Consider the following 25,721-nt stretch of genomic DNA (forward strand, 5'->3'; position numbering starts at 1 on the left):
TTCCATTCGAGTGTAGTCCATGAAAGGCGTATGGGGTCGGGTCGTTCTGCTACCCTAGGCGGCCCTTTTGACTACCGGAAGCGAGTGTTCGCGCATGGCCTTTCGTACCCGTTTTGCCCCCAGCCCGACCGGTTATCTGCACATCGGCGGTGCCCGCACCGCGCTGTTCTCCTGGCTGTACGCCCGTCACCACGGTGGCGAATTCGTGCTGCGCATCGAGGACACCGATCTCGAACGCAGCAGCGCGGAATCGGTGAATGCGATCCTCGAGGGCATGAACTGGCTGGGGCTGACCTATGACCACGGCCCGTTCTACCAGACCGAGCATTTCGACCGGTACCGCGAGGTGATCGACCAGCTGCTGGCCTCCGGCCACGCCTATCGCTGCTATTGCACGAAGGAAGAGCTGGACGTGATGCGCGAGGAGCAGAAGGCGCGCAAGGAAAAGCCTCGCTACGATGGCCGCTGCCGTGCGCGTACCGAACCGCGCGAGGGCGTGGATCCGGTGATCCGTTTCCGCACCCCGGACGAGGGCGCGACCGTCGTTGATGACATGGTGCGCGGCAAGGTGGCGTTCCAGAACAGCGAACTGGATGACCTGATCATTGCCCGCTCCGATGGTTCGCCGACTTACAACCTCACGGTGGTGGTGGACGACATGGACATGGGCATCAGCCATGTGGTGCGTGGCGACGACCATCTCAACAACACCCCGCGCCAGATCAATATCCTCAAGGCCCTGGGTGTGGAGCCGCCGCGCTACGGCCACCTGCCGATGATCATGGGCCCGGACGGCGCCAAGCTGTCCAAGCGCCACGGGGCGGTGTCGGTGATGCAGTTCCGCGAGGAGGGCTACCTGCCCGAGGCGCTGCTGAACTATCTGGTGCGTCTGGGCTGGGCCCACGGGGACCAGGAGATCTTTTCGCTGGACGAGCTGGTGCGGCTGTTCGATATCGAGGACGTCAATCAGTCGGCCTCGGCCATCAACCCCGACAAGCTGCTGTGGCTGAACCAGCACTACATCAAGAGCCTGGACCCGGACCACGTGGCGCTGGAGCTGGGCTGGCACCTGGGCCAGCTGGGCGTGGATCCCGCCGAGGGGCCGGAACTGCGGCAGGTGGTGCTGGCGCAGCGGGAACGGGCGCGTACGCTGCGCGAGATGGCCGAGAACAGCGTGTATTTCTATCGCGACTTCGACGAATACGATCCGAAGGCCGAGCGCAAGCAGCTGACGCCGGAGGCCCGCGAGGTGCTGCAAACCCTGCACGACGGCTTCAGTGCCCTGGGTGCCTGGGAGAAAGAAACGCTGCACGAAGTGGTGCAGCATACGGCCGAACGCCTCGACCTCAAGCTCGGGAAGGTTGCTCAGCCATTGCGTGTGGCGCTGACGGGCGGTACTGTATCGCCTCCGATCGACGACACGCTCGTACTGATCGGGCGCGAGCGCTCGCTGGAACGGATCGAGCGGGCCATCGCGAAGATTTCCGCGCAAGCGGGTTGACAGAAAAAAGGGGTGTGGCTACATTACGCACCTCGCCGGTTACGGGGCCATAGCTCAGCTGGGAGAGCGCCTGCATGGCATGCAGGAGGTCGGCGGTTCGATCCCGCCTGGCTCCACCATTACGGCGAATGGCAGGATCAGCGATGCATCGTTTTGGAATGATCTCCATCTACGTTGGGCTGGTTTTGTCGATTGTGGGATTGTTCGGCGGTTTCGGGTTGATGTTTGCCGGTGAGCAGACATGGTCCAAGCCACTGGTCGCAATGGTCCCGCTGGGGTTCCTGCTGGTTTTCAACGGTGTGGTGACAACCATCCTGCATCGTCCGAAAGGCAGCCGCGGAAGTGAAAGGCCGCAAGGACCTCCTGACTAGTTTGCAACATGACGTTGCCTCTGCGTCCCCATCGTCTAGAGGCCTAGGACACTGCCCTTTCACGGCAGCGACCGGGGTTCGAATCCCCGTGGGGACGCCATATTCCGGAGGCCCGGATCCAGTACCGCTGGATCCGGGCCTTTTTCGTTCTGGTCCGGAATCGGAATCAGCCGCCGAAGATCTTTTTCTTCCAGCGCGACAGCCAGCTCCCTTCCAGGATCGGTCGGACATAGGGGACATAGTCGAGGTCATCGCGCTTGATGTGGTTCATCAGCCACAGGCCCAGATCCGAGCGGATCTTGCGTGCCACGCCGAACGTGTCGTGCCCCTGCTCCAGTTCCCCGCGCAGCTTCTCGATGCGTGCGGCAAAGGCCTCGTGCACCTTGCGGTGGGCATCCAGGGCCGGGTAACCGGCCTTCTCCATCAGGCCCTCTTCGAACACCAGGTGGGACGAGGTGTAGTCGAGCAGTCCGTCCACCACCTCGCGCACTTCCTGTTCGTTCTCGGTGGCGATCGCATGTTCGGTCTGCTGCAGGTATTCGAAGATCCGCTTGTGCTGCTCGTCGATCACATCCAGGCCGAGTTCCAGATTGGAGCTCCAGTTGAGGCTGGTCATGGGGAACACCCTTTCCGATAGTGGAGATATAACCCTCTACCATGTAACAGAACGAGCCGGGTTGCGCATCGCAGAGGGGATCCAGACCGCTTCTTTGTTGATCCGTGTCAATTGAAGGGGCGGCGGATGGGAAGGGCGAAAAAAAGAAGCCCGGCCGGAAGCCGGGCTCAAAGTACTGAAACAACCGTGTGACGGAGGGAGTCGGTTGTCTCGGTGTACCGGTCGGGGACCGGGTCAACACCATGCAGTGGCCACATCGTGACCGGGGTTACGGAAACACCCGTGGAGGGTTTTTCGTCACCACTCGTTAGCTGTGACGGGATAACCGGAGAGAGGTTCCGGTTGCGGGTGCGACATGCGATACAGTTCACGGTTTCTCTGGCGGTGAATCAATACGGAACGACGGACATGCGCGGACTGGAACAGATCCCCTGGCTCTACGATGGCTTCATGGTGCTGGCCGATGCGCTGGGCCTGCGTCGCTGGCGGACACGCCTGGTCTCCGGGGCCCGGGGACGGATCCTGGAGGTCGGTTGCGGAACCGGGCGCAACCTGCCGCTGTATCCGCAGGGGGCGGAAGTCATTGGCGTGGAGCCGGATTTCCTCGCGTTGCGGAGTGCGCGGCGTCGCGCTCCCGATGTCCCGCTGGTGGTGGCCCGCGCCGAGGCCCTGCCGTTTGTCGGGGAGCGTTTTCATACGGTGGTTTCCGGGCTGGTGTTCTGTTCGGTGCAGGATCCGCCGGCTGCTCTGGGCGAGGTGCGCCGGGTCCTGCGGGCAGACGGGGAACTGCGGATGCTGGAGCACGTGCGGCATACACGGCCGATGCTCGCCCGCATGCAGGACCGGGTGCAGCCGGCCTGGACCTGCGTGGCGGGGGGCTGTCATCCCAACCGGGATACCGAGGCGAGCGTGGAGGCGGCAGGGTTTGCCATCGATCCGCAGGATCGGGTCGCGCGGGGCGTGATGCGGCGGTTCACGGCGCGCCCGGTGGCAGAGGCAAAGATGGCCGGAGACGAGGCTCAAGGATGACCGGGACCTGCCGTTAGGGCCGGTGCGGGCGGTTTGTGTATTCGGAAGTGCCCGCCAATGCGAAGGAGGTGCCCATGGATGTCAATGCAGCGGTTTCTCAATCCGTGCAGCTGCAGCAGGCAAACCTGATGCAGCAGAAAGATATCGCGGTGATGAATCGTGCCATGGAGGCCGAAGAGGCTGCGGTGACGCAGTTGATGGAAGGCATGCCCGAAGCTTCGGGGAATGCCGGTGTGCAGGCGACGGCCGGCGCGGCAGAGGCGTTGCCCGACAACGTCGGTACGCTGGTCAACACCACGGCCTGAAGGCAGTCTCGGAGACCCGGCTCGGGTCTCCGAATTTTCCCGGGCGGTTGCTGCGGGCAGCTACTGCCGCTGCGCTTCGAATTCGATGATCAGTTCCACCGTGTCCCCCACGATGTCCCGGATCAGACCGTAGTCCATGCCGAAGTCGCTGCGCTGGAATTCGCCCCGCATCGAGGCGCCCAGCACGTAGGGGCGGGAGAAGATGCCGCCCAGCGGAAACGGGTAGCGTCCGACCTTGTTGATGGTTACGTCCAGGGTGATCGGCCGGGTTTCGCCCAGTAGTTCCAGATCACCGGTCAGCTGCCCGCTGTCCTCCCCGGTGGGTTCGTAGTCCGTGGCGGTGAAGCGCATCTCCGGATGGTTTTCCACGTCGAGGAAGTCATCGCTGCGCAGATGATCGTCGCGTTCCTCGTGGTTGGAGAACACGCTGTCGGTCTGTACCACGAAGTACCCTTCTCCCAGGTCGCCCGTGTCCGGATCGAACATGAAGGCCCCCTCGGCCTCGAGGAACATGCCGAGCACCCGGGCGTATCCGGCATGATCCACCAGAAACCCGACCGCGAAGTGCTCGGGGTCGATCTCCCATTCGTCCATCGCCAGGCTGGCGCCGGGCAACATCCACGCCAGGGTCAACAGGGCCGTGGCGGCCAGGGTGGGGAATCGATGGCTCATGGTGTCTCCTCCGGGGCCTGTGGGCGTGAACCGGACTTCTTCCGATACAGATAGACGATATCCACGGCAAATGAAACCGTCAGCGCGGCGAGGGCGAAGCCCGCGGCGGCGATGGCAACTGACGTCGAAACCGTCGGGGCGAGGGCGACCAGCAGGGCCGGGGTTTGCAGCACGCATACCGCCTGGCGGCGCCGGCTGGGCGGCAGCTCCGCGCGCAGCCAGGGCAGAACGCGCCCGGCCAGCACGAACAGATAGCGCATGGCCCCGATCGCCAGCACCCAGGGGCCAGCGGGTCCGGGCTGCCACGCAAGCACGGACAGCGCGAGGATGAGTGCTGCGTCCAGTTCCATGTCGAAGCGCGCACCGAATGCCGACGCGGTGCCGCTGCGCCGAGCCACGGCCCCGTCGAGCCCATCCAGTAACAGCACCAGCAGGGCGAGGACGACGACCCAGGCCAGTCCGGCATCGGGCAGGGGGAGCGCGGGCATCGGTGCGAGGAGCGCCAGGCCCCCGACCGGGGCCGCGAGGGCCGCGCGCATCAGGGTTACGCGGTTGCCGGGGCCGGGGACCGCGGGCAGACCGCCGGCGTGCCTGGCACCGGTCACCAGCAGCCCCCACAGCAGCGCCCAGAGCAGGGCGGTTGCGGGCAGCAGAGCGGGGGCGACCGGGGTCAGGGCCGTAATGAGCGTCGCAACGCCCAGCGCCAGCAGTCCGCCGAGAACCAGATCGGTGGCGCGGAGCGGCCTGTGCAGGGCGGTGGGGGCGGGCATGGACGGGCTTTCCTCGGCTACACTGCAGGCTTCATTCACCGGGAGGATGGCGCAGTGTCCCTCTGGTCGCGAAAGCCCGCATGAACCGCGCACGAGCCTTCTGGATCACCGCGCCCGGCGAGGGCGAGATCCGCGATGCGCAATTGCCGCCGCCGGCCTCCGGGGAGTGCCGGGTGCGGGCCCGCTATGGCGCGATCTCGCGCGGCACCGAGTCGCTGGTGTTCCGCGGGCGGGTACCGCCGGATCAGTACACCGCGATGCGGGCACCGCTGCAGGAAGGGGACTTCCCGGCGCCGGTGAAATACGGCTACATCAGCGCGGGCGTGGTCGAGTCCGGCGAGCGTGCCGGCGAACGGGTGTTCTGTCTGCACCCGCACCAGGACCGTTACAACGCACCGGATTCCATGCTGGTGCCGATCCCGGACGCCGTCCCGGACGCGCGCGCGGTACTGGCGGCGAACATGGAAACGGCCGTGAACATCGTGTGGGACGCCGGGGTGGGTCCCGGCGACCGGGTGGCGGTGATCGGTGCGGGCGTGGTCGGGTTCCTGTGCGCCTGGCTGATCCGTGCGATCCCGGGCGCCCGGGTGGATCTGATTGACCCCGAGCCCGCGCGGGCGGAACCGGCGCGGGCGCTGGGGCTGACCCTGCACACACCGGCGGCGGCCCGCGAGACCCTGCCGGCCGCGTCGCGCGATGCGGTGATCCATTGCAGCGGTCAGGGCGACGGGCTGGTGCAGGCGCTGGAGCTGGCGGGCACCGAGGCCCGGGTGGTGGAGGCCAGCTGGTATGGCGATGCGCCGGTCAGCCTGCCGCTGGGCGCCGGGTTCCATTCGCGGCGTCTGGAGCTGCGCAGCAGCCAGGTGGGCCGTATCCCGCCGGCACGCGCCGCGCGCTGGGATTACCACCGGCGTCTGGCGCTGGCGCTGGAGCTGCTCGCCGATCCGGCGCTGGAGGTCCTGATCAGCGGCGAGGATCGTTTCGAGGATCTGCCGCGGGTGATGCCGCGGGTAGCCGGGCCCGAGGCCGCCACGACACTGTGCCATCGCATCCGTTATCCCGATCCCGACCCCGTGTGGGTCTAAGGAGCGACTTCTGTATGTACAGCCTGAACGTCCGCGACCACTTCATGATTGCCCACAGCTTCGCCGGCGAGGTGTTCGGTCCCGCGCAGAACCTGCACGGCGCCACCTACGTGGTGGACGTGACCTTCCGCCGGGCCGAGCTGGATGACGATGGTCTGGTGGTCGACATCGGCCGGGCCGGCGAGGTGCTGCGCAGCATCCTGGCCGAACTGAACTACCAGAACCTGGACGACCGACCCGAGTTCGAGGGGCAGAACACCACGACCGAATTTCTCGCCCGGGCGATTCACGGACGCATCGCCACCGCCATCCACGAGGAGCGTCTCGGCGCTTCCGCACGGGGCCTGGACGCGGTCTGCGTGACCCTGCACGAATCCCACGTGGCCTGGGCCGCCTACGAGGCGGCTCCTTGAGCGAGGCCGCCGATCTGCGCCTGCTGGTTCCCGGGGCGCTGGATCAGCCCACCGGTGGCTACCGGTTCGATGCGCGCATGCTGGCGGGCCTGCGCGAGCGCGGCTGGAAGACGGCAGTTGACGAGCTTCAGGGCGACTTCCCCGGACCTTCCGCGGACGCTGCGGCGGCGCTGGATGCGGCCCTGGCGGCGGCCCCCGACGGCCAGCGGGTGCTGGTCGACGGCCTCGCGGGCGGCGCCTTCCCCGAGGTGCTCGAGCGCCACGCGCAGCGGCTGCGTCTGCTCGCGCTGGTGCATCACCCGCTCGGGCTGGAGACCGGCCTGGAACCCGCGCGCAGCCGCGAGCTCCTCGCGCTGGAGCGGGCCGGGTTGCGAAGCAGCCGCGGGGTCGTCACCACCAGCGCGTACACCGCCGACGTGCTGGCTGACTGGGGTATCGAGCGTCCGCTTCTACGGGTGGTCCCGCCCGGTGTGGAACGTCAGGCGGCGGCATCGGGGCCCGGTCCCGGCGAGCCGCCCCGCCTGCTGGCGGTGGGGGCCCTGATCCCGCGCAAGGGGCAGCACCACCTGATCGCCGCGCTGGCCGGACTGACGGATCGCGCCTGGCATCTGGTACTGGCCGGGCCGGCGGATCGCGACCCGGGATTCGTGCGTCGCCTGCGCCAGCAGATCGAGGATCACGGTCTGCGGGACCGGGTCACCGTCACCGGAACCTGCGACGAGGCCGGCCTGGACGCCTGGTTCGACGGCGCGTCGCTGTTCGTCCTGCCCAGCGCATACGAGGGTTTCGGCATGGTGTACACCGAGGCCATGGCACGTGGCCTGCCGGTGATCGCCACCACCGGCGGTGCGATCCCGTACACCGTGCCCGCGGCCGCCGGCGCGCGCCTGCCGCCGGGCGACGTCCCGGCGTTGCGCGCCACGCTGGCGGATTATCTCGATCGCCCGGAAGCCTGGCGCGCCACCGGGGCCGCCGGCCGGCGGGCCGCGCGGCAGATGCCCGACTGGCCACAGGCGGTCATCGCGATGGATCGGGCGTTGCGCGAGTTGACGCCATGAGCGAGCACTTCGATCGCGAGTGGCTGGGCCTGCGCGAGCCCGTGGATCATGCGGCGCGCCCGGCGTCCCTGGCCGACGCGCTCGCGGAGTGGGTGGTGCGAGTTCGGGGAGCGCACGAGGCACCGTTGCGGGTGCTGGATCCGGGTGCCGGCACCGGTTCGAATCTGCGCTGGCTGGCTCCCCGGCTTCCGGACCCGCAGCTCTGGACCCTGGTGGATCATGATGCCTCCCTGCTGGACACGGCGCGCCGCGACGCCGGCGGTGAACGCGTGGAACACCTGCGGGTGGAGGACTTCGCTGCCGCGCCTCCGGCCTTGCCGGGCGCGGCGCCCGACCCGTTGCTGGTGACCGGCGCGGCGCTGCTGGATCTGGTCTCGGCCCGGTGGCTGGATGCACTGGTCGCTGCCTGTGCCGCGCGCGGGGCCGCGGTCCTGTTCGCGCTGAGCTACGACGGCCGGATCGAATGGTCGCAGCCGGACCCGGAGGATGCGGCCCTGCTGGCGGCGGTCAATCGCCACCAGGGCACCGACAAGGGTTTCGGGCCGGCGCTGGGGCCGGGGGCGGCGATGCACCTGGAGCGAGCGCTGGAGCGTCATGGTTATCGCGTGGAGGCGGCCGCCTCACCGTGGGAGCTGGATGCGGCCAGGCCGGCGCTGGTGCGGGCCCTGATCGACGGCTGGGCCGAAGCGGCGGCTGCCATGGAGCCCGCGCGGGGCGGGGACTTTCGGGCCTGGGCCGGGCGGCGCCGGGATGCAGTGATCGGCGATGGCTGCCGCCTGCGCGTCGGGCATCGGGACGTTCTGGGGCTGCCCCCGGCCCCGGGACGGGGCTCGGGCGCGGCTGCCGGGTGACGCCGCTCAGAAATTCTCGGTGGAGGTGAACAGGCCGACGCGCAGGTCACTGGCCTCGTAGATCGTGCGGCCGTCCACCTGCACCGTGCCGTCGCCGATTCCCAGCACCAGCTTGCGCGAGATCACCCGCTTCATTTCCACATGGTAGGTGACCCGCTCCGCGGTGGGGAGCACCTGGCCGGTGAACTTCACCTCGCCCACGCCCAGCGCGCGTCCGCGCCCCGGATTGCCCAGCCATGCCAGATAGAAGCCCACCAGCTGCCACATCGCGTCCAGCCCGAGGCAGCCGGGCATCACCGGATCGCCCGGGAAGTGGCAGGCGAAGAACCACTGATCGGGGTGGATATCCAGCTCGGCCACCATCTCGCCCTTGCCGAACTGCCCGCCGTCGCTGTTGATCTCCGTGACCCGGTCCATCATCAGCATGTTGGGCACCGGCAGCTGAGCATTGCCCGGGCCGAACATGTTGCCGTAGCCGCAGGCCAGGAGTTCGTCGCGATCGTACTGATTCTTCTGCATTGAAAGATGCTCGGGGGAAAAGCCCGGTATTGGACCGAAACCGGCGGGCAAAAGCAATTCCCGCCGCGTTGCACGGCGGCGGGAAAAGGCCGGTTCAGGCGTCGGCCGGGTAGCGCAGCAACTCCGCAAGGGTAAAGAAACGGTCCCCGCGCAGATAGCCGGCCTGGACTTCCGGGACCAGGGCGCCGGGGCGCCCCCGGGCGTCGCGTTCGGCCACCCACTCGGCGGGCAGGGTGTCCAGGATGTGGGCGCTGGCCAGGCGCCCGTCCTCCAGATGGCTGGCATGGACCTGGCCGTTGCCCCGGTGACGAAAGGCCGGAATCCAGCCCGCGGTGAAGCCGGTGTCCAGCCATTCCGGTTCCTCGCGGGTGGTCACCGACGGGCCGGACAGGAGATCGAGATCAAGCATCGCGGATCCTCCGAAGATTTAATCGGGGTATCGGCGCGGCCCCGCGGAACTTGAGGCCGGGACGATCGCCCTGCGTCGGTGGTGCGGGCGGCGAGCCGGGTACGGGTCGTGCATAATCGTGATCATCATACAGACCGCGAAACCGTTCCCGGGGACGCCGGCCTTCCGGTCGCTTCGGGTGCGGACCGAAAGGGGGAAGAGTGGCGGTTACCGTCCTGCTGTGGATCCTGGCGATCGTGATCGCCATCGGCGTGCTGGATCTTGCGCGCCAACCGCTACGGCGTTTTCTCGTGGCGCTGGCGGGTGCGGTCGCACGGGGTGTGTGCGCCCTGCGACGCCAGGTCCTGCATCTGCGGGATGCGGTGCGCGACTGGCATGGGGGGCATCTGGAGCGCCTGGAGGCCGAACGCATCCATTCCGCGGTAGAGGCGCTGGAGCGTCGTTATGCCGAGATGGTCGGGCATGACCTCGCCCAGTTGCCGGCATTGCGGCAGCAGGCGCGCGACACGCTGCGCGTGCTGGACGAGGCCTATCAGCGCGACGAGCAGCGGCTGATCCAGGAGCCCGAATGGGTCGAACGGCTGGAGGCCCTGGCGCGCGGTCCTGCCAGTGATACGCCGGAAAGCCGGCGCCTGGCGCAGGACATGGAGGACACCATACTGCGTATCGCCCGCTCCGGGCTGGAGGAGCAGCGTCGTTCCGCCAGCGCGCTGCTGTCGGCCCGGCGGCGCGCCGACAGCCCGTTGCGCGAGATGGTCGGCAGTCTGGAGCGGGTGCAGGAACGCCTGGCACGGCTCGAACGCCAGGGCGAGCGTCTGGACCGGGCACTGAACCGCTGCGAGGAGGTCGACCGTCCGGTCCGGCGCGCCCTCCCGGCCCATGCCCAGGCGGCGACCCAGTGGTTGATGGGGGCGGCCGGGCTGGCCCTGGCCGCGCTGGCTGTGGTGATCCACCAGCATGTGTTCGGCCCGGCGCTGGCCGGCATGTTCCCCGAGCCTTCGGATACCGGGATGCTCCTGGCACCGGGATCCGAATGGATGCTGTATTTGCTGCTGGGCATCGCGGTGCTGGCGGGGTGGATCCTGGCCGAGACCCGGGGCGTGACTCGCGTCCTGCCGCAGGCCCTGATGGAGGGCGGAGGATGGGCGCCCCGGGCGTTGGCTGCGCTGTCCATCGCGGTACTGATCCTGGTGGCCGGCGTGTCAGCACTCACCGGTTTTCATCTCGACTGGCTGGTGTACCAGCACGAACTGGTGTCCCTGCTGCTGGAAGGCGAGGAGCGCGGCCTCCCGCCCGGCATCCGTCATGCCGAACAGCTGGTGGGGGCGGCGCTGGGGCTGCTGATTCCGCTGCTGCTGGCGCTGGTGCCGGTGTGGGTGGTGGGCTTTCTGCAGGCGACCCGCATCCTCGCCGGGGGTGTGCTGAGTGCCGGGCTCGGCGTGCTCGCGGGCATCCTGTACCTGGCGGCGGTAGGGGCCTGTCAACTGCGGCGTCTGCTGCCGGCGACCTTCGAGCTGATCATCTTCGTGCCGGCCGCCATCCGGCGCTGGCTGGCCGCGCGCCGCAACGGGGCGTGAACCGTGTCACCGGAAGCCGGAGGGATGCGTGTACATTGGTCAGTGTTTCCCTAGAATGATCCCTCTTCCGAAACATCGCCGCGCCCCGCTCGGGCGCGGCCAATGACGAGGCAAGGCATGGTGCGCAGGTTGCAGATCCGAAACGGGCTGGTGGTGCTGTCGCTGGCGGGGGCCCTGATGGTCGCAGGCACTGCGCCGGCTGCGGCGCAGACGCGATACGTCTCGGACAGTCTGGAGACGGCCGTTTACAGCAGTCCGCAGGGCGGGCGGATCGTCAGTTCGGTGGATGCCGGTGACCAGGTGCAGGTGCTGGAGGACGACGGCGGCTACAGCCGTATCCGTCTGCCCAGTGGCAACGAGGCATGGATCCTGACCCGCTACCTGCAGGACGAGCCGCATGCGCGCGAACGCCTCGCGGAGGTGGAAGAGGAACTGGCCGAGATCCGTTCCGGCGCCGACGACCAGGAAGGCCGCATCGCCGAACTGCTGGACGAGCGCAATGCACTGCAGCGCGAAGTCGAAGAGCAGTCCGAACGCATGGCCGGCATGCAGGAAGAGCTCGAGGAGCTGCGCGACATTGCCGAACGGCCACAGGAAATCCAGCGGCGCAACGAGCGCCTGGAAGAGGAACTCCTGGAGACTCGCGAGGCCGCCGAGGACTACCGGCGTCAGGTCGAAGTGATGCGCGCCGACAGCGACCGGCGCTGGTTCATGACCGGGGCTGCAGTCGCCGTGGGCAGCGCGATCCTGGGGATCATCCTCACACGCCTGCCGACCCGCCGTCGGCGCAGTGACTGGCTGAACTGACCCTCCGGCCGGGGGTGGGGTCTGTTGCGCTGTCGGGGCTGACCCGGTAGCCTTCCCGCTTCCGTGACGGGCGCCCGGCGGGCGCTCCCCGATCCCCTTTCAGGACCCCCGTCTGGATGCTGTTCGCGATTCTTTCAATCTTCGTGGTGGCGGCGCTGGCGCCCGTGGTGCATCGGGCGACCGGGCGCCACAGCGGCTGGGTTCTGGCCCTGCTGCCGGCGGCCCTGTTCGTTTATTTCGCGAGTTTCGTCCCGACTGTGGCGGCCGGCGAAACCGTGCGTCTGGCTTGGCAGTGGATGCCCGGGCTGGACGTCCAGTTCTCCTTCCTGATCGATGGCCTGTCGCTGATGTTCGCCCTGCTGATCGCGGGCATTGGCGTTTTCGTGGTCAGTTATGCCGGACGCTATCTGGAAGGCCACCGGGATCTCGGACGTTTCTATGTCCTGATCCTGTCGTTCATGGGCTCCATGCTGGGGCTGGTCCTGGCGGACAACATCATCCTGATGTTCATCTTCTGGGAGCTGACCAGCATCACCTCCTACCTGCTGATCGGCTTCAATCACGAGCAGCTGAAGGCGCGCAAGGCCGCCCTGCAGGGCCTGATCGTGACCGTCGGCGGTGGCCTGGCCCTGCTGGCCGGATTGGTGCTGCTGGGCATGGCGGCGGGCTCCTGGGAGCTTTCGGAGATCCTCGCCGGCGAAGATTCGCTGCACGAGCATGCGCTGTATCTGCCGCTGGTGATCCTGATCCTGCTGGGTACCTTCACCAAGTCGGCGCAGTTCCCGTTCCATTTCTGGCTGCCGAATGCGATGGCCGCGCCCACGCCGGTGTCGGCCTACCTGCATTCCGCCACCATGGTGAAGGCGGGCGTGTACCTGATGGCCCGCCTGAATCCGGAGCTGGGCGGCACCGAACTGTGGACCTGGACACTCGGCCTGTTTGGCGCGGTGACCATGTTCACCGGCGCCTGGATGGCCATCCAGAGCACCGAGATCAAGAAGCTGCTGGCCTACTCCACGGTGATGGCGCTGGGCACGCTGACGATGCTGATCGGCATCGATTCGCCCTACGCCGCGATGGCCGGCGCGACTTTCCTTCTGGCGCACTCGCTGTACAAGGGCGCGCTGTTCATGCTCGCCGGTTCCATCGACCACGGCACCGGCGAGAAGGAAGTCCCGAACATGGGCGGGCTGCGCCGCGCGATGCCACTGACCGCCGCCTTCTCGGTGATTGCCGCGCTGTCGCTGGCCGGGCTGCCGCCGCTGTTCGGTTTCGTCGGCAAGGAGCTGATGCTCGAGGCGGCGCTGGGTGCGCCGGACGCGCTGGGCGTGGTCCTGCCGCTGCTGGCGGTGGCTTCGGCGATCCTGGTGGTGGCCGTGGCCGCCATCGTCGGCCTGCGGCCGTTCTTCGGCGCACGCCCGGAGTACGCGCGCACGCCGCATGAATCGCCCGGTGCGATGCTCGCCGGTCCGGCGGTGCTGGCCACCCTGGGCCTGATCTTCGGCATCTTCCCGGCCCTGGCGCAGCCGCTGGTGGTGGCCACGGCCACCTCCATCCACGGCGCCGATCCGGAGATGCAGCTCAAGCTGTGGCACGGCATCAACCTGCCGCTGGGCCTGTCCCTGCTGAGTCTCGCCGCGGGTCTGGTCATCTATCGCTTCTGGGATTCGGTGCGCGCCGGGATCGGCCGGGTCATGGCGCCGGCGTTCCGGGTTGCGCCGGAGCGCGGCTACGATCGTTTCATGGACGGGCTGGTGTGGTTCTCGGCGTTCCAGACCCGCGTTCTGCAGAACGGCTACCTGCGCACCTACGTGATGGTGACCATGCTGACCACCGTGGCCCTGGTGCTGGCGACCTTCGCCACCCTGGGCGGGCTTGAGATCACGGTCAGTTTCGCCGACATCCTGGTCCACGAGTGGGTGATCGCCGCGCTGGTGGCGCTGGCGGCGCTGTTCGTGGCGACCACCAACTCGCGTCTGGCGGCGGTGGCCTCGCTGGGCATCATCGGTTTCGGTGTGTCGCTGATCTACGTGTTCTTCAGCGCGCCGGACCTGGGCATCACCCAGGTCCTGGTGGAGACCCTGACCGTGATCCTGCTGGTGCTCGTGCTGTTCCGCCTGCCCGGGTTCCTGAAGTTCTCCAATCCGCTGACGCGGGTGCGTGACGTGATCGCCTCGCTGGTGGTGGGCGTGACCATGACCGCGGTCCTGATGGCCACCCTGGGCGTGCAGTACTTCCCGGCGATCTCCGAATACCACATCGCCGAGTCCGAGCCGTCGGCCTACGGGCGCAACATCGTCAACGTGATCCTGGTCGACTTCCGCGCCCTGGATACCCTGGGCGAGCTGTTCGTGCTCGCGCTGGCGGCGGTGGGCGTGTACGCGATGATCAAGTTCCGCGCGGAGGACCGCAAGTCATGATGGCCGGCTCGCTCATCCTGCAGACGGGGACGCGGCTGCTGCTGCCACTGCTGCTGCTGTTCTCGGTGTTCCTGCTGCTGCGTGGCCATGACGAGCCGGGCGGCGGGTTCATCGCCGGTCTGGTGGCGGCGATGGCGTTCGCGCTGTACATGTTCGCCTTCGATGTCTACAAGGCGCGCGCCATCCTGCGCATCGACCCGCGCAACATGCTGGGCATCGGTCTGCTGCTGGCGACCGTGTCGGGAGTGCCCGCGCTGTTGCAGGGGCGTGCCTATCTGACCTCGCTGTGGTGGGACGTGGAGGTCCCGCTGTTCGGCGAGCTCAAGCTCTCCACCCCGCTGGTGTTCGACATCGGCGTGTACCTCGTGGTGATCGGCACCGTGCTGACCATCGTCCTGGCCCTGGCGGAGGCGGAAGAATGACTGCGGAACCCCTGCTCGCGATCCTGGTGGGCGTGCTGTTTGCCACGGCCACCTACCTGATGTTGCGGCGCAGCCTGGTCAAGCTGGTGATCGGCCTGATCCTGCTGTCCAACGCCGCCAACCTGCTGATCTTTGCCACCTCGGGGCTGACCCGGGGTGCGCCGCCGCTGATCCCCGAAGGCATGCTCACGCCCGAAGGGCCGGTGGCCGACCCGTTGCCGCAGGCCCTGATCCTCACCGCGATCGTCATCAGCTTCGGTGTGCTCGCCTTTGCGGTGGTGCTGATCCATCGCGCCTATGAGGTCGTGGGTGCAGATGACCTGGACGAAATGAAGGATACGGACACGTGAGGATCGAGGTCGCCCTTCCGGTCATCATCCCCCTGTTTTTCGGGGCCCTCGCGCTTGCCGTCTGGCAATGGCGCGGGGTCCAGCGCGCGGTGGGCGTGCTGGGCAGCGCGGCGCTGACCGCGTCCGGTATCTGGCTGCTGGTCGCGGTGTGGAATGATGGCGTCCTGGCCATGCACATGGGGAGCTGGCAGGCGCCGTTCGGCATCGTGCTGGCGGCCGATCTGCTGAGCGCGACCATGGTCCTGCTCACCGGGGTGATGGGGCTGATCGTGGCCCTGTACTCGCTGGTGTCGATGACGCCGGATCACGAGCGCTTCGGCTACCACCCGCTGCTGCAGCTGCTGCTGGCCGGGGTGGCAGGGGCCTTCCTGACCGGGGACATCTTCAACCTGTATGTGTGGATCGAGGTCCTGCTGGTCGCGTCCTTCGCCCTGCTGATCCTGGGCGGGGAACGCGCACAGATGGAGGGGGCGATCAAGTACGTCACCCTCAATCTCATCTCCTCGCTGATTCTGCTGGCGGCGGTAGGCCTGACCTACGGCATGTTCGGTACCCTGAACATGGCGGATCTTGCCGCGAAGATGGGCGAGGCCGAGAATACCGGGCTGGTAACCGTGGTCGGCGTACTGTTCATGGTCGCCTTCGCCATCAAGGCCGCAGCCTTCCCGCTGTTCTTCTGGCTGCCGGCCTCCTACCACACCCCGCCGGTGGCGATCTCCGCGATCTTCGCCGCACTGCTGACCAAGGTCGGGGTGTATGCGCTGATCCGCTTCTTCACCCTGATGTTCACCGAGGCCCCGGAGGTCACCCAGACCATCCTGCTCTGGGGTTCCGGCTTCACCATGCTGGTAGGCGTGCTGGGCGCGGCGGCGCAGTTCGAGTTCCGCCGCATCCTGGCCTTCCACAGTGTCAGCCAGATCGGCTACATCATCATGGGGCTGGCGCTGCATACGCCGCTGGCGCTCGCCGGATCGCTGTTGTTCATCATCCATCACAGCGTGGTCAAGACCAACCTGTTCCTGATCAGCGGGATCTCCTATTTCGCCCGCGGGACGCACGAGCTGAAGGACCTGGGTGGCCTGTACCGTACCCACCCCGGGCTGTCGGTGCTGTTCCTGATTTCGGCCCTGTCGCTGGCCGGCCTGCCGCCACTGTCCGGCTTCCTGGTCAAGCTGATGCTGGTGCGCGCCGGTCTGGAGATCGAAGCCTACTGGATCGTGGGCATCGCCCTGCTGACCGGCCTGCTGACGTTCTACTCGATGGTGAAGATCTGGGCCGAGGCGTTCTGGAAGGCCGATCCACGTGGCGAGGAGGCCCCCGCCAACGGGGCCGCCTGGCCCGGCCGCGGCGGCCTGTGGCTGCTGTACGGTCCGGTGGCGGCGCTGGCGGCGCTGGCGGTGCTGATGGGCGTGGCGGCCGAGCCGTTCCTGCAGCTGTCGATCGCAGCGGGTGAGCAGATGCTGGATGTGGATGCCTATGTCGAGGCGATTCTGGGGGCCGACGCGCGATGAACCTGCTCGCACTCAACCTGCTGCTGGCGGTGGCCTGGATGATGCTGACCGGCAGCTTCACGGCCAACAGCCTGCTTGCCGGGCTGGTTTTCAGCTATCTGGCGCTGTGGGTCGCGTTCAACCGCAAGGCGGATCACAGCAGCTTCTTCTGGAAGGTGCCGAAAGTGATCTCGTTTATCGGCTTCTTCATCTATGATCTGGTCAAGGCCAACCTGGTAGTGGCCTGGGACGTGCTCACGCCCACCCATTTGATGAAGCCCGGCGTGATCGCATTCCCGCTGCGCGCCCATACTGATGCCCAGATCACCGTGCTGGCCAACCTGATCTCGGTGACACCGGGCACCCTCAGCCTGGATGTCTCCACCGATCGCAAGGTGCTGTACATTCATGCGATGTATCTGCAGGACGAGGACAAGCTGAGGCGCGAACTGCAGGACCTGGAAAGCCGCGTGATGGAGCTGATCGACTGATGCCGATTCTCGACTGGGCCGTGACCGCGACCTTCGTGATCCTCAGCCTGGCGCTGGTGATCATCTTCATCCGTCTGATCAAGGGACCGAGCCTGCCCGACCGGGTGGTGGCGCTGGAGCTGATCGCATCGTTGACGGTCGGGTTCATCGCGACCCATGCGGTGGCCACGCGCATGGCCAACTTCCTCGACGTGGCCGTGGTCCTGGCACTCACCGCGTTCCTCGCCGCGGTGGGCTTCGCGCGTTATCTGGAAAAGGGAGGGGAGCGTAGTGATGATTGAACTGCTCACCGCGTTCCTGTTGCTGCTGGGTTCGTTGCTGATGCTGCTGGCTGCCCTGGGCGCCCTGCGCATGCCGGACCTGCTGACGCGCATGCACGCGACGACCAAGGCGGGTGCTCTGGGGGGCGGGACCATGGTGGTAGCCGTCGCCGTGTTTTTCGATGATGGTGCGGTAACCGCGCGGGCGCTGGCGATCGTGGTGTTCATCATCCTCACCGCGCCGGTGGCCGCGCACCTGATCGGTCGCGCCGGGTATTTCGTCGGCATCCCGCTGTGGGAAGGCACCCTCAAGGACGAACTGAAGAATCGCTACGATCCCGAGACCCATACCCTTGCCTCGGAGGATTCCGAGGCCTCGTCCGGCTCCACCGAAAAACGCGACCACGACTGACTTCCCGCTCCCCGCAGGACGCCCGTCGGACTCGGTGATCCCCGCCGGAGCCGCTCGCGCAGAACCGCTCGCGCACAAAAAAGCCGGGGCCCGAAGGCCCCGGCAAGTTCACGCTTCTCGTACGAAGGGGTGTCCGGAGAGATGCCCGAATCAGGCTGCGTGGGTCTCCTTGGCCTCGCGCGCGGCCTTCGCCTCTTCGGGATCGTAGGCCGCGCCGGACCACAACATCTCGTAGGCGATCTCCTCGTTGCCGTTCTCGCACAGGTCCAGGACCTCCTGGAACAGCGGCTGGAAGGTCTCGCTGCGGTGCGACTCCTCGTGCTCCTCGAAGCTGCGCCAGAAGGTGATGATCAGCGCTTCCTTGTCCTTCATCGGGCTCTCCACGGCCTGGCCGATGGTGGAACCCTCGTTGGACACCGAGCCCGAGTTCAGGGCCACGAAGCCGCCGACAAAGCCGCTGTCCGAGTGGTAGGTCTTCACGTTCTCGCACAGTACGGCCACGCGTTCCTGCAGGTCGTCGATGCTGTATTCCGGCTTGAGGATGACCCGGTTGATGGTCACCACGCCGTCCGGCGGAAAGTTCTGGATCAGGTTGCTCATAACGTCCTCCTTGGTTTGAGGAAGATGCCCGGGGGCATTGTGGCTTCATTCAGCGAATCAGAATGTGCTGAATGAATTGTTGACCAATTTACTCAGAAATAGGTGGCACGCAACAAAGGCACAAGGGCCGAAGGGCCTGTGGAAACCGGGGTTGTGTCGCCGGGCCGGTCTCGGTATCGTTCATTCCAAAGAATATTGGAATGATAGTTACACCGGGATGGACGAGCGCGAACTGAAGGATGTGCTGTACGAGCAGGTGGCGCGGATTACGCGCGCCGCGGCCAGCCCCAGGCGCCTGGAGCTGATCGAGGTGCTGGTGCAGGGCGAGAAGACCGTCGAGCAGTTGGCGGCGGACACCGACATCAGCGTCAAACTGGCCAGTGCCCACCTCAAGGCCCTGCGCGAGGCCCGTCTGGTGGAGGCTCGTCGCGCCGGGCGTCATGTCCACTATCGTCTCGCTGGCCGCCACGTCGCGGACTTCTGGGTGGTGCTGCGTTCGCTGGCCGAGGAGCGCCTTCTGGAACTGCAGGCAGCCACCCGCGAGCTGACCGAATGCGCCGACGAGCTGGCCCCGGTCGCGGGCCACGAGCTGCTGGAGCAGGCGCGGCGCGGCGAGGTGGTGGTGCTGGACGTGCGTCCCGGGGTCGAGTACGCGGCCGGGCATCTCCCCTGCGCGCGCTCCATCCCGCTGCAAGAGCTGAATCAGCGCCTGCAGGAACTGCCGGCCGACCGCCCGGTGGTCGCTTACTGCCGTGGCCCCTACTGCCTGATGGCGAAAGAGGCCGTCGCCCTGCTGCGCGAGCACGGGATCGCTGCGCAACGCGTGGAGGAGGGCGTGGCGGAATGGCGCCACGCGGGCCTGCCGCTGACCGACGAGCGGGACTGACGCGGCCGGGCCCCGGCCGCGAGACAACGCATTTCCAGAGGAAACCGGAACATGGACAAGCACAAGGCCGCCGAGGCCTACGATCACATTACGCATGGCATCCGCGAAAACCTCGGGCAGTTCAGCCAGCAGCTGATCCAGGTTTTCTTCGTCGGCCTGACGATCGGGATGATGCGTACGGTCATCCCGGCCCTGGCCGAGGAGGAGTTCGGCGTCGCCGAGGGCTCGTTCATGCTGCTGACGGCCTTCGTGGTGGCCTTCGGTATCGTGAAGGGGGCGCTCAATTTCGTCGCCGGCCGGCTGTCCGAGCGCATGGGCCGCAAGAATGTCCTGCTGCTGGGCTGGCTGTCGGCCATCCCGATCCCGTTCATGATCCTGTACGCCCCGACCTGGGGCTGGATCGTGGCGGCGACCGTGCTGCTGGGCGTGAACCAGGGTCTGGCCTGGTCGATGACCCAGACCGCCAAGATGGACATCACCCGGGCCGACGAGCGCGGCTTCACCATGGGGATGAACGAGTTCTCCGGCTATGTCGGGGTGGCGGTCGCCGGGATTGTTACCGGCTACATGGCGGCGGCGTTCGGTCCGCGTGTCGGTCTGCTGATCTTCGGTCTGGTGGTGATCGCGCTGGCGATCCTCATGACCGTGCTGCTGGTGCGCGAGACCCTGGATTGGGCGAAGGCCGAAGGGGCTCGCCACGCCGCCGGCCGCAACGACGGGCCGGTGGCGCGCTATCCGCAGAACATCGCGGATTCACCCACGACCTGGCAGGTGTTCACCCTGATGTCCTGGCGCGATCGCCGCATGGCCGCGTTTTCCCAGGCCGGCCTGGTGGAGAAGTTCGTGGATGCCCTGGTGTGGGTGTTCTACCCGGTGTTCCTCTATCAGCAGGGGCTCAGCCTTGCGGCCATTGGCTGGGTGGTCGGGATCTACGGTTTCGTCTGGGGTGGTTCCCAGTTCGCCACCGGACGGCTGTCTGACCACATTGGCCGCATGAAGCCGATCGTCTGGGGCATGTGGATCTGCGGTGCCGGGGTGGCCCTGACCCTGCTCGGCCAGGGCGTGTTTTGGTGGTCGTTCGCTGCGGCCGTGACCGGCTTCGGCATGGCGTTGCTGTATCCCAACCTGAGTGCCGCGGTGGCCGACATCGCGCATCCGAACTGGCGCGGTTCGGCGATCGGCACCTACCGTTTCTGGCGTGACCTGGGTTACGGGATCGGTGCGCTGGGGCTGGGTATCGTGGCCCATGTGGGCGGTACGGTGGACTGGGGTTTCTGGTTCGTGGCCATCGCCATGTTCTTGTCCGGTGCAGCCGTCTGGTGGTGGGGCGAGGAGACCCATCCGCGCCTGAACCCGGCCGACCCGCAGTAGGCCACCGCCGGGGTCGCAGCGGGCCGCACCGACCCCCGGCCGGAGCCCGGTCGGAGCCCGGCGCGTGCAGGCACGCCGGGCCGGCTTTTCCGTCACGGGATCGGGGCGTTGGCGCGGGCCGACCGCGGTCCGTACACTGCCCGCACATGACGGAATCCAACCCCCTGACCCGGCTGCGCGAGATCATGGCGCGACTGCGCGACCCCGAGCACGGCTGTGCCTGGGACCGTGCGCAGACTGCCGCGAGTATCGTCCCGCATACCCTCGAAGAGGCCTATGAGCTGGCCGACGCCGTCGCGCGTGACGCCTGTGACGCGGCCTCCACCGCCGAGCTGCGGGAAGAACTCGGGGACCTGCTGTTTCAGGTGGTCTTCCAGGCGCGCATCGCCGAGGAAGCCGGGCGCTTCGATCTGGATGACGTCGCGCGCGGGATCGCCGACAAGCTGGTGCGGCGCCATCCGCACGTGTTTGCCGGCCACGCCTTCGGTGACGATGCCGAACGCGAGGCAGCCTGGGAGGCCGACAAGGCCGCCTCCCGCGAGCAGCGGGGCCATGCCAGCGCGATGGACGACATCCCGCTGGCGCTGCCGGCGCTGGCCCGCGCGGTCAAGACCCAGCGGCGGGCCGCGCGTGACGGCTTCGACTGGGACGACGCCGGGCCTGTGGTCGACAAGATCCATGAGGAGATGGCCGAGGTGAACGAGGCCGTGGCCGCGGGTGCCGATCCGGACGCGGTGGCCGAAGAGGTCGGCGACGTGCTGTTCGCGGTGTCCAACTGGGCGCGCCACCTGGGCGTGGATCCCGAGGGCGCCCTGCGCGGGAGTACCCGCAAGTTCGAGGCGCGCTATCGGCGCATGGAGGCCCTGGCCGAAGGCCGGGGCCAGTCGTTGTCCGCGCTCGATTTCGCCGAGCAGGAGGCGCTGTACCAGCAGGCCCGTCGCCAGCTGCGCGGCGAATCGGACGAACCCGAAGACCCGCAAGCCTGAGCGCGCGGACCGTCAGCCCGCCGTCCGCCCCGGGCCACCGTGCCGGTGGACCAACCCCCTGAACGATCCCGACAACCCACAAGGAATCCCGAATGGAACATGGCCCGGACTCGTTGCCCGACCACTTCATGCCGGCGCGCATCGAGCGCATCGAGCAGGTGACCCCGCTGATCCGGACCTTCACCCTGGCGGCGGATCCGCAGCGTTTTGTCTCGCGTGCCGGGCAGTGGCTGGATCTGGTGATCCCGCAGGGCGAGGCGAAGCCCTTCGTCGGCGGCTATTCGGTGGTCTCCGCGCCGCGCGATGACGGCCGCCTGGAGCTGGCCATCAAGTACGCCGATCACCATGCGGCTACCCATCACCTGCATACCGCGGCGCGCGAGGGCGACACCGTCTACATCACGCCGGGGCAGGGGGGGTTCTTCTTCGAGCGCGGCATGGCCGACAACGTGGTGCTGCTGGGGGCCGGCATCGGGGTGACGCCGCTGTTCAGCATCCTGCGCTACGTGCACGAATCGGCCCCCGACGTGAATGCGCACCTGGTCTACAGCGTGGCGCGTCAGGACGAGGTCCTGTTCCCCGAGGAGCTGGAGCGCCTGGCGCAGGCCGACAACATCGACGTGACCCTGACCGTGACCCGCGAGGCGGAGGACTGGCTGGGGCACACCGGGCGGATCTCGCATTCGTTGCTGGAGTCGCTAAAGCTGCCGCGCGATGCGCTGTTCTATTTCTGCGGCTCGCGCGAGTTCATCGAGGACATGGCCACGCTGCTCGGCGAGTGGGGCATCCCCGAGGCGCAGCTGAAATACGAGAAGTGGTGGTAGGGCGTCAGACGTCGCTGTCGAGACGCAGCGACAGGTCCACCGCCCGCAGGTGCTTGGTCAGCGCCCCTACCGAGATGTAGTCCACCCCCGAGTCGGCCACTTCCAGCAGGGTCGCGGCGGAGACCCCGCCGGAGGCCTCGGAGATCGCACGCCCGCGGATGCGCCGCACCGCTTCGGCGCGATCCGCGGGTTCCAGCTCGTCCAGCATGATCACGTCGGCCCCGGCGGCCAGCGCCTGGTCGACCTCGTCGAGGTTTTCGGTCTCCACCTCCACCCAGCGCCCGGCGCCCAGCGTGCGCGCCTGCTGCACCGCGGCGGCGATGGAGCCGCAGGCGGCGATGTGGTTTTCCTTGATCAGCACCGCGTCCCACAGGCCCAGGCGGTGGTTGTGGCCGCCGCCGATGCGCACCGCGTACTTCTGCGCGTGGCGCAGGCCGGGCAGGGTCTTGCGGGTGTCGAGGATGCGCGCGTGGTGGTCCTGCAGGCGCGCTACCCAGCGAGCGGTTTCGGTGGCGGTGCCGGACAGGGTCTGCAGCAGGTTGAGGGCGGCGCGCTCGCCGGCCAGCAGCGCGCGGGCCGGGCCCTCGATGCGGGCGATCCGGGTCTCGGCCGCGCAGGCCTCGCCCTCGGCGACCGCCCATTCGATGCGCAGGTTCGGGTCCAGGCGGGCAAGCACGCGTTCCGCCCAGGGCTGGCCGCAGATGACGGCGTCCTCGCGCAGCCACAGCGAGGCGCGCGCATGGCGCCCGGCCGGCACCAGCGCTGCGGTCACGTCGGCGGCCATGCCTCCGGGGCCGAGATCCTCCTCCAGTGCCGCGGCCACCTCGCGTTCCAGTGCGGCGGGGTCGGGTGCGGCAGGGCCGCGGACGAACGGGTCGCGGGGGGCGGTGTCGGTCATGACGGGTCTCCGTCGGAGCGGGATGCCGGGCGGTTGCTGGCGGTCCCGGGGGCTGCCTTGCGGTCTGACTCGGCGCCGGCATCCGTTCCCTGCGGATGTGTACCCGTTACGGCCAGCTCCAGCGAGCCGCGGGCCAGGCGGGCATGGACCGCGCTGCCGGTGGAGACCGCCGCGGCATCGCGCAGGAGCTCGCCGGCCTCGGTGGCGAGGATGGCGTAGCCGCGTTGCAGCACCGCGGTCGGGTCCAGGGAGCGCAGCTGGCGCCGGCTGGCCTCGAACTGGCGTCGTTGCGCGTCCAGTTGCCGGCGGGTCGTCCCCTCGAGACGTGCCTGCAGGCGTCGCAGGTGTTCGCGCCGCGCGGCCAGATCCCGATCGGGCCGCTGGTGCTGCAGGCGGTTGTGCAGGTGCTCCAGGCGCAGCCGGGCCTGCTGCAGGCGCGCCCCGGGGGAGGCGCCGGCCAGCCGCAGCCGAGCCCGATGCACCCGTTGCTCGGCCCGTTCATGGTTCAGGCGCCAGGCTCTTTGCAGGCGTTCGCGCTGTTCATCCAGGCGCTGGTCGTGGCGCTCGAGGAGCTGGCGCGGATGGCGGCGCTGCAGCCGTGTGGCCAGGGCCTCCAGGCGCGCGCGGTCGGTGGTGATGCGGCGCTCCAGGCGTTGTTCCAGGCGGGCGCGGATCTCGCCGAGCTGCTGGCGCAGGGCCGGGCCGTCGGGGCTGACCGCCTCGGCCGCGGCAGTGGGGGTGGAGGCGCGCAGGTCGGCGACGAAATCGGCGATGGTGACGTCGCTTTCGTGGCCCACGCCGGTCACCACGGGGATCGGACAGGCGGCGATCGCGCGCGCCACGTTCTCCTCGTTGAATGCCTGCAGGTCCTCCAGCGAGCCGCCGCCGCGGGCCAGCAGTAGTACGTCCACTGCCTGCTCCGCGCCGGCGCGTTCCAGCGCGGCGACGATCTGGTCGGCGGCGGCCGCGCCCTGCACCGCGGTGGGGTAGAGGGTGACCGGCAGCAGCAGCGGGAAGCGCCGCGCCAGGGTGCGTTCGATGTCGTGGCGCACGTCGCCCTGGGCGGAGGTGATGACCCCCAGGCGGTGGGTCCAGGCGGGCAGCGGGCGCTTGCGCGCCGGGTCGAACAGGCCCTCGGCCTCCAGTTGTTTCTTCAGGCGCTGGAAGGCGGCCAGCAGGCGTCCCTCGCCGGCTGGCTCCAGGCGTTCGACCACGATCTGGAACTGCCCGCGGGCCGGGTAGATGCCGGCGCGCCCGCCGACCTGCACCGCATCTCCGTCGGCGAAGGGCGCCGCGCGCCGCGCGTTGCCGCGGAACAGCACGCAGTTGACGCTGGCGTTCTCGTCCTTCAGCGAGAAGTACTGGTGGCCCGACGGGTAGCGGCGCAGGTTGGAGACCTCGCCCTCGACCCGCACCGATCCCAGCCCGTCGCGCAGCAGTCCGTCCGCGCACTGGTTCAGCTGGGCCACGGTCAGGACCGCGGCGGAATCATTCATTCGCCGCCTCCGAACACGCGTTCCAGAAGTTCGGTGCCGCGCCCGACCGGGTCGGCCCGCAGCGCCGCCTCTTCCTTCGCCAGGGTGTCGAACAGACCGGACATCGCGTAGCCCAGTACGTGGTCCACCGGATCGAACGCGATGTCGGCGACGAACGGGATGTCCTCGACCTCGGCCAGCAGGTCGTTGTAGGCGCTGATGGCACCGGATTCGCGCAGGGCTTCGTCGATGACCGGTTCCATGCGCGCGGCCAGCGGGTCGCTCATGCGGGTCTCGAAGTGGCGGGTGGCGGCATCGTCGGGGCCCCGGATGATCTCGCGGGCCTCGTCCAGGGTCAGGTCCTCGATGGCGTCCAGGAACAGCTCGCGGGCCTGCGGGGCGGCGTCCTCGGCGGCCCGGTTCATGCGTTCGTGCAGGTCGTCGACCGGGCCCGCCGCACCGAAGCGGTCGAGGGTGTCGCGCGTGGACTGCACCAGCCCGGGCAGCGGGATGCGCACCTCCGGATTCCCCCAGAAGCCGTCGTGGCGCGCCAGTTCGCCGGTGGCGTTGCGGGTGGCGATGGACAGCGCCTCGCGCAGGGCGTCGATGCGCTCGTCCTGGCTTAGAGCGCTGCCATTGTCGCCCCCGGTCAGGCTTCCCAGGGCCTCGCGGCCGCGTTCCCACCAGTCGGCGCCGGCGGGTGCGGCGGCCAGCAGCGCGGTTGCCGGCAGGAGGCGGAACAGGAACCGGCGGCGGCCGGCAAGACGGGATGTCGATGACATGTCTGGACCCTTCGGAATGCGGAGATACAAGGGTAACTTCGCAGCGCTGCGGATGCGACGCACCTGCCCGA

General features: G+C 68.1%; 30 protein-coding genes and 2 tRNA genes. 23 read left to right on the plus strand and 9 right to left on the minus strand.

The features are described from left to right. Positions 1–94: 94 nt before the first annotated feature. The 4 genes from gltX to D577_RS0107970 all read left to right on the plus strand — a co-directional run bounded on the left by gltX (position 95) and on the right by D577_RS0107970 (position 1,972). The gene (gene gltX / locus D577_RS0107955; RefSeq protein WP_018946981.1) at positions 95–1,501 is read left to right on the plus strand and encodes a glutamate--tRNA ligase; all 1,407 of its coding nucleotides are present in this window, start codon (positions 95–97) and stop codon (positions 1,499–1,501) included. Between the two features lie 43 nt (positions 1,502–1,544). Next, a tRNA-Ala gene (locus D577_RS0107960) sits at positions 1,545–1,620 on the plus strand. Positions 1,621–1,644: 24 nt separating this feature from the next. Then, on the plus strand, positions 1,645–1,872 hold the full coding sequence (locus tag D577_RS0107965) for a hypothetical protein (RefSeq protein ID WP_024329038.1): 228 nt from the start codon (positions 1,645–1,647) through the stop codon (positions 1,870–1,872). A gap of 24 nt (positions 1,873–1,896) precedes the next feature. Next, positions 1,897–1,972 (plus strand) — tRNA-Glu (locus D577_RS0107970). Between the two features lie 66 nt (positions 1,973–2,038). Here the strand turns inward: D577_RS0107970 and D577_RS0107975 are convergent. Continuing rightward, a complete protein-coding gene (locus D577_RS0107975; RefSeq protein WP_018946982.1) occupies positions 2,039–2,488 on the minus strand; it encodes a bacteriohemerythrin in 450 nt (149 codons plus the stop codon). 408 nt (positions 2,489–2,896) lie between these two features. Here D577_RS0107975 and D577_RS0107980 point away from each other — a divergent pair, with 408 nt between their 5' ends. Together D577_RS0107980 and D577_RS0107985 are read left to right on the plus strand one after the other, a co-directional pair. After that, complete coding sequence (locus tag D577_RS0107980) at positions 2,897–3,517, plus strand: class I SAM-dependent methyltransferase (protein WP_018946983.1); 621 nt, start codon at positions 2,897–2,899, stop codon at positions 3,515–3,517. Between the two features lie 74 nt (positions 3,518–3,591). Beyond that, the gene (locus tag D577_RS0107985; protein ID WP_018946984.1) at positions 3,592–3,822 is read left to right on the plus strand and encodes a putative motility protein; all 231 of its coding nucleotides are present in this window, start codon (positions 3,592–3,594) and stop codon (positions 3,820–3,822) included. A 60-nt stretch (positions 3,823–3,882) separates the two neighbouring features. Here the strand turns inward: D577_RS0107985 and D577_RS0107990 are convergent, their stop codons facing one another. Both D577_RS0107990 and D577_RS0107995 read right to left on the minus strand, forming a co-directional pair. Continuing rightward, positions 3,883–4,494, minus strand: coding sequence for a YceI family protein (locus D577_RS0107990; protein ID WP_018946985.1), 612 nt, complete (start codon positions 4,492–4,494; stop codon positions 3,883–3,885). Further along, on the minus strand, positions 4,491–5,264 hold the full coding sequence (locus D577_RS0107995; RefSeq protein WP_018946986.1) for a CDP-alcohol phosphatidyltransferase family protein: 774 nt from the start codon (positions 5,262–5,264) through the stop codon (positions 4,491–4,493). The genes D577_RS0107990 and D577_RS0107995 overlap by 4 nt, the downstream gene beginning before the upstream one ends. An 80-nt stretch (positions 5,265–5,344) precedes the next feature. Between D577_RS0107995 and D577_RS0108000 the strand changes: the two genes are divergently transcribed. From D577_RS0108000 to D577_RS0108015, 4 genes are read left to right on the plus strand one after another with little or no spacing between them, the layout of a single operon-like run. Beyond that, complete coding sequence (locus tag D577_RS0108000) at positions 5,345–6,349, plus strand: zinc-binding alcohol dehydrogenase (RefSeq protein ID WP_018946987.1); 1,005 nt, start codon at positions 5,345–5,347, stop codon at positions 6,347–6,349. A gap of 14 nt (positions 6,350–6,363) precedes the next feature. Next, positions 6,364–6,762: a 6-carboxytetrahydropterin synthase gene (locus D577_RS0108005; protein ID WP_018870196.1), complete on the plus strand. Its 399-nt coding sequence runs from the start codon at positions 6,364–6,366 to the stop codon at positions 6,760–6,762. Further along, positions 6,759–7,820 (plus strand): glycosyltransferase family 4 protein, encoded by a 1,062-nt coding sequence (locus D577_RS0108010; protein WP_018946988.1) that lies wholly within the window; start codon positions 6,759–6,761, stop codon positions 7,818–7,820. Before D577_RS0108005 ends, D577_RS0108010 begins: the two co-directional genes overlap by 4 nt. Further along, positions 7,817–8,671, plus strand: a complete 855-nt coding sequence (locus D577_RS0108015) for a class I SAM-dependent methyltransferase (protein WP_018946989.1) — start codon at positions 7,817–7,819, stop codon at positions 8,669–8,671. Before D577_RS0108010 ends, D577_RS0108015 begins: the two co-directional genes overlap by 4 nt. A 6-nt stretch (positions 8,672–8,677) precedes the next feature. On the opposite strand, the gene fabA is transcribed toward D577_RS0108015, so the two are convergent. Both fabA and D577_RS0108025 read right to left on the minus strand, forming a co-directional pair. Continuing rightward, positions 8,678–9,190, minus strand: coding sequence for a 3-hydroxyacyl-[acyl-carrier-protein] dehydratase FabA (gene fabA, locus D577_RS0108020; RefSeq protein WP_018870193.1), 513 nt, complete (start codon positions 9,188–9,190; stop codon positions 8,678–8,680). A gap of 94 nt (positions 9,191–9,284) precedes the next feature. Further along, positions 9,285–9,599: a hypothetical protein gene (locus D577_RS0108025; RefSeq protein WP_018946990.1), complete on the minus strand. Its 315-nt coding sequence runs from the start codon at positions 9,597–9,599 to the stop codon at positions 9,285–9,287. Positions 9,600–9,799: 200 nt separating this feature from the next. Between D577_RS0108025 and D577_RS0108030 the strand changes: the two genes are divergently transcribed. The 9 genes from D577_RS0108030 to mnhG all read left to right on the plus strand — a co-directional run bounded on the left by D577_RS0108030 (position 9,800) and on the right by mnhG (position 17,828). Further along, positions 9,800–11,176 carry a hypothetical protein gene (locus tag D577_RS0108030; RefSeq protein ID WP_018946991.1) on the plus strand — a complete coding sequence of 459 codons (1,377 nt, stop codon included), beginning with the start codon at positions 9,800–9,802 and terminating at the stop codon, positions 11,174–11,176. Positions 11,177–11,293: 117 nt separating this feature from the next. Next, on the plus strand, positions 11,294–11,983 hold the full coding sequence (locus D577_RS0108035; RefSeq protein ID WP_018946992.1) for a TIGR04211 family SH3 domain-containing protein: 690 nt from the start codon (positions 11,294–11,296) through the stop codon (positions 11,981–11,983). A 116-nt stretch (positions 11,984–12,099) separates the two neighbouring features. Beyond that, complete coding sequence (locus tag D577_RS0108040; protein WP_018946993.1) at positions 12,100–14,403, plus strand: putative monovalent cation/H+ antiporter subunit A; 2,304 nt, start codon at positions 12,100–12,102, stop codon at positions 14,401–14,403. After that, positions 14,400–14,825 carry a Na+/H+ antiporter subunit B gene (locus tag D577_RS0108045; protein WP_018946994.1) on the plus strand — a complete coding sequence of 142 codons (426 nt, stop codon included), beginning with the start codon at positions 14,400–14,402 and terminating at the stop codon, positions 14,823–14,825. Before D577_RS0108040 ends, D577_RS0108045 begins: the two co-directional genes overlap by 4 nt. Beyond that, a complete protein-coding gene (locus tag D577_RS0108050) occupies positions 14,822–15,175 on the plus strand; it encodes a Na+/H+ antiporter subunit C (protein WP_018946995.1) in 354 nt (117 codons plus the stop codon). The genes D577_RS0108045 and D577_RS0108050 overlap by 4 nt, the downstream gene beginning before the upstream one ends. Continuing rightward, positions 15,172–16,686, plus strand: a complete 1,515-nt coding sequence (locus D577_RS0108055; RefSeq protein WP_018946996.1) for a Na+/H+ antiporter subunit D — start codon at positions 15,172–15,174, stop codon at positions 16,684–16,686. The genes D577_RS0108050 and D577_RS0108055 overlap by 4 nt, the downstream gene beginning before the upstream one ends. Further along, complete coding sequence (locus D577_RS0108060; protein ID WP_018946997.1) at positions 16,683–17,156, plus strand: Na+/H+ antiporter subunit E; 474 nt, start codon at positions 16,683–16,685, stop codon at positions 17,154–17,156. The genes D577_RS0108055 and D577_RS0108060 overlap by 4 nt, the downstream gene beginning before the upstream one ends. Beyond that, a complete protein-coding gene (locus tag D577_RS0108065) occupies positions 17,156–17,437 on the plus strand; it encodes a monovalent cation/H+ antiporter complex subunit F (RefSeq protein ID WP_018946998.1) in 282 nt (93 codons plus the stop codon). Before D577_RS0108060 ends, D577_RS0108065 begins: the two co-directional genes overlap by 1 nt. Next, positions 17,430–17,828 carry a monovalent cation/H(+) antiporter subunit G gene (mnhG, locus tag D577_RS0108070; RefSeq protein ID WP_018946999.1) on the plus strand — a complete coding sequence of 133 codons (399 nt, stop codon included), beginning with the start codon at positions 17,430–17,432 and terminating at the stop codon, positions 17,826–17,828. Before D577_RS0108065 ends, mnhG begins: the two co-directional genes overlap by 8 nt. 150 nt (positions 17,829–17,978) lie before the next feature. On the opposite strand, the gene D577_RS0108075 is transcribed toward mnhG, so the two are convergent. Further along, positions 17,979–18,428 (minus strand): hypothetical protein, encoded by a 450-nt coding sequence (locus D577_RS0108075; RefSeq protein WP_018947000.1) that lies wholly within the window; start codon positions 18,426–18,428, stop codon positions 17,979–17,981. Positions 18,429–18,645: 217 nt separating this feature from the next. Here D577_RS0108075 and D577_RS0108080 point away from each other — a divergent pair, with 217 nt between their 5' ends. The 4 genes from D577_RS0108080 (at position 18,646) to D577_RS0108095 (ending at position 22,495) form a co-directional block, all read left to right on the plus strand. Next, complete coding sequence (locus tag D577_RS0108080; protein ID WP_018947001.1) at positions 18,646–19,314, plus strand: metalloregulator ArsR/SmtB family transcription factor; 669 nt, start codon at positions 18,646–18,648, stop codon at positions 19,312–19,314. Between the two features lie 51 nt (positions 19,315–19,365). Further along, on the plus strand, positions 19,366–20,685 hold the full coding sequence (locus tag D577_RS0108085; RefSeq protein ID WP_018947002.1) for an MFS transporter: 1,320 nt from the start codon (positions 19,366–19,368) through the stop codon (positions 20,683–20,685). Positions 20,686–20,831: 146 nt separating this feature from the next. After that, positions 20,832–21,671: a nucleoside triphosphate pyrophosphohydrolase gene (mazG, locus tag D577_RS0108090; RefSeq protein ID WP_018947003.1), complete on the plus strand. Its 840-nt coding sequence runs from the start codon at positions 20,832–20,834 to the stop codon at positions 21,669–21,671. 92 nt (positions 21,672–21,763) lie between these two features. Continuing rightward, positions 21,764–22,495, plus strand: coding sequence for a ferredoxin--NADP reductase (locus tag D577_RS0108095; RefSeq protein ID WP_018947004.1), 732 nt, complete (start codon positions 21,764–21,766; stop codon positions 22,493–22,495). 4 nt (positions 22,496–22,499) lie between these two features. Here D577_RS0108095 and nadC read toward each other — a convergent pair whose 3' ends face one another. From nadC to D577_RS0108110, 3 genes are read right to left on the minus strand one after another with little or no spacing between them, the layout of a single operon-like run. Beyond that, positions 22,500–23,393: a carboxylating nicotinate-nucleotide diphosphorylase gene (nadC, locus tag D577_RS0108100; RefSeq protein ID WP_018947005.1), complete on the minus strand. Its 894-nt coding sequence runs from the start codon at positions 23,391–23,393 to the stop codon at positions 22,500–22,502. Continuing rightward, on the minus strand, positions 23,390–24,889 hold the full coding sequence (gene xseA, locus D577_RS0108105; RefSeq protein ID WP_018947006.1) for an exodeoxyribonuclease VII large subunit: 1,500 nt from the start codon (positions 24,887–24,889) through the stop codon (positions 23,390–23,392). Before xseA ends, nadC begins: the two co-directional genes overlap by 4 nt. Further along, positions 24,886–25,650: a DUF4197 domain-containing protein gene (locus D577_RS0108110; protein ID WP_018947007.1), complete on the minus strand. Its 765-nt coding sequence runs from the start codon at positions 25,648–25,650 to the stop codon at positions 24,886–24,888. Before D577_RS0108110 ends, xseA begins: the two co-directional genes overlap by 4 nt. Between the last annotated feature and the right edge of the window lie 71 nt (positions 25,651–25,721).

The organism is Thioalkalivibrio sp. AKL17, from assembly GCF_000377885.1.
Taxonomy (GTDB): domain Bacteria; phylum Pseudomonadota; class Gammaproteobacteria; order Ectothiorhodospirales; family Ectothiorhodospiraceae; genus Thioalkalivibrio; species Thioalkalivibrio halophilus.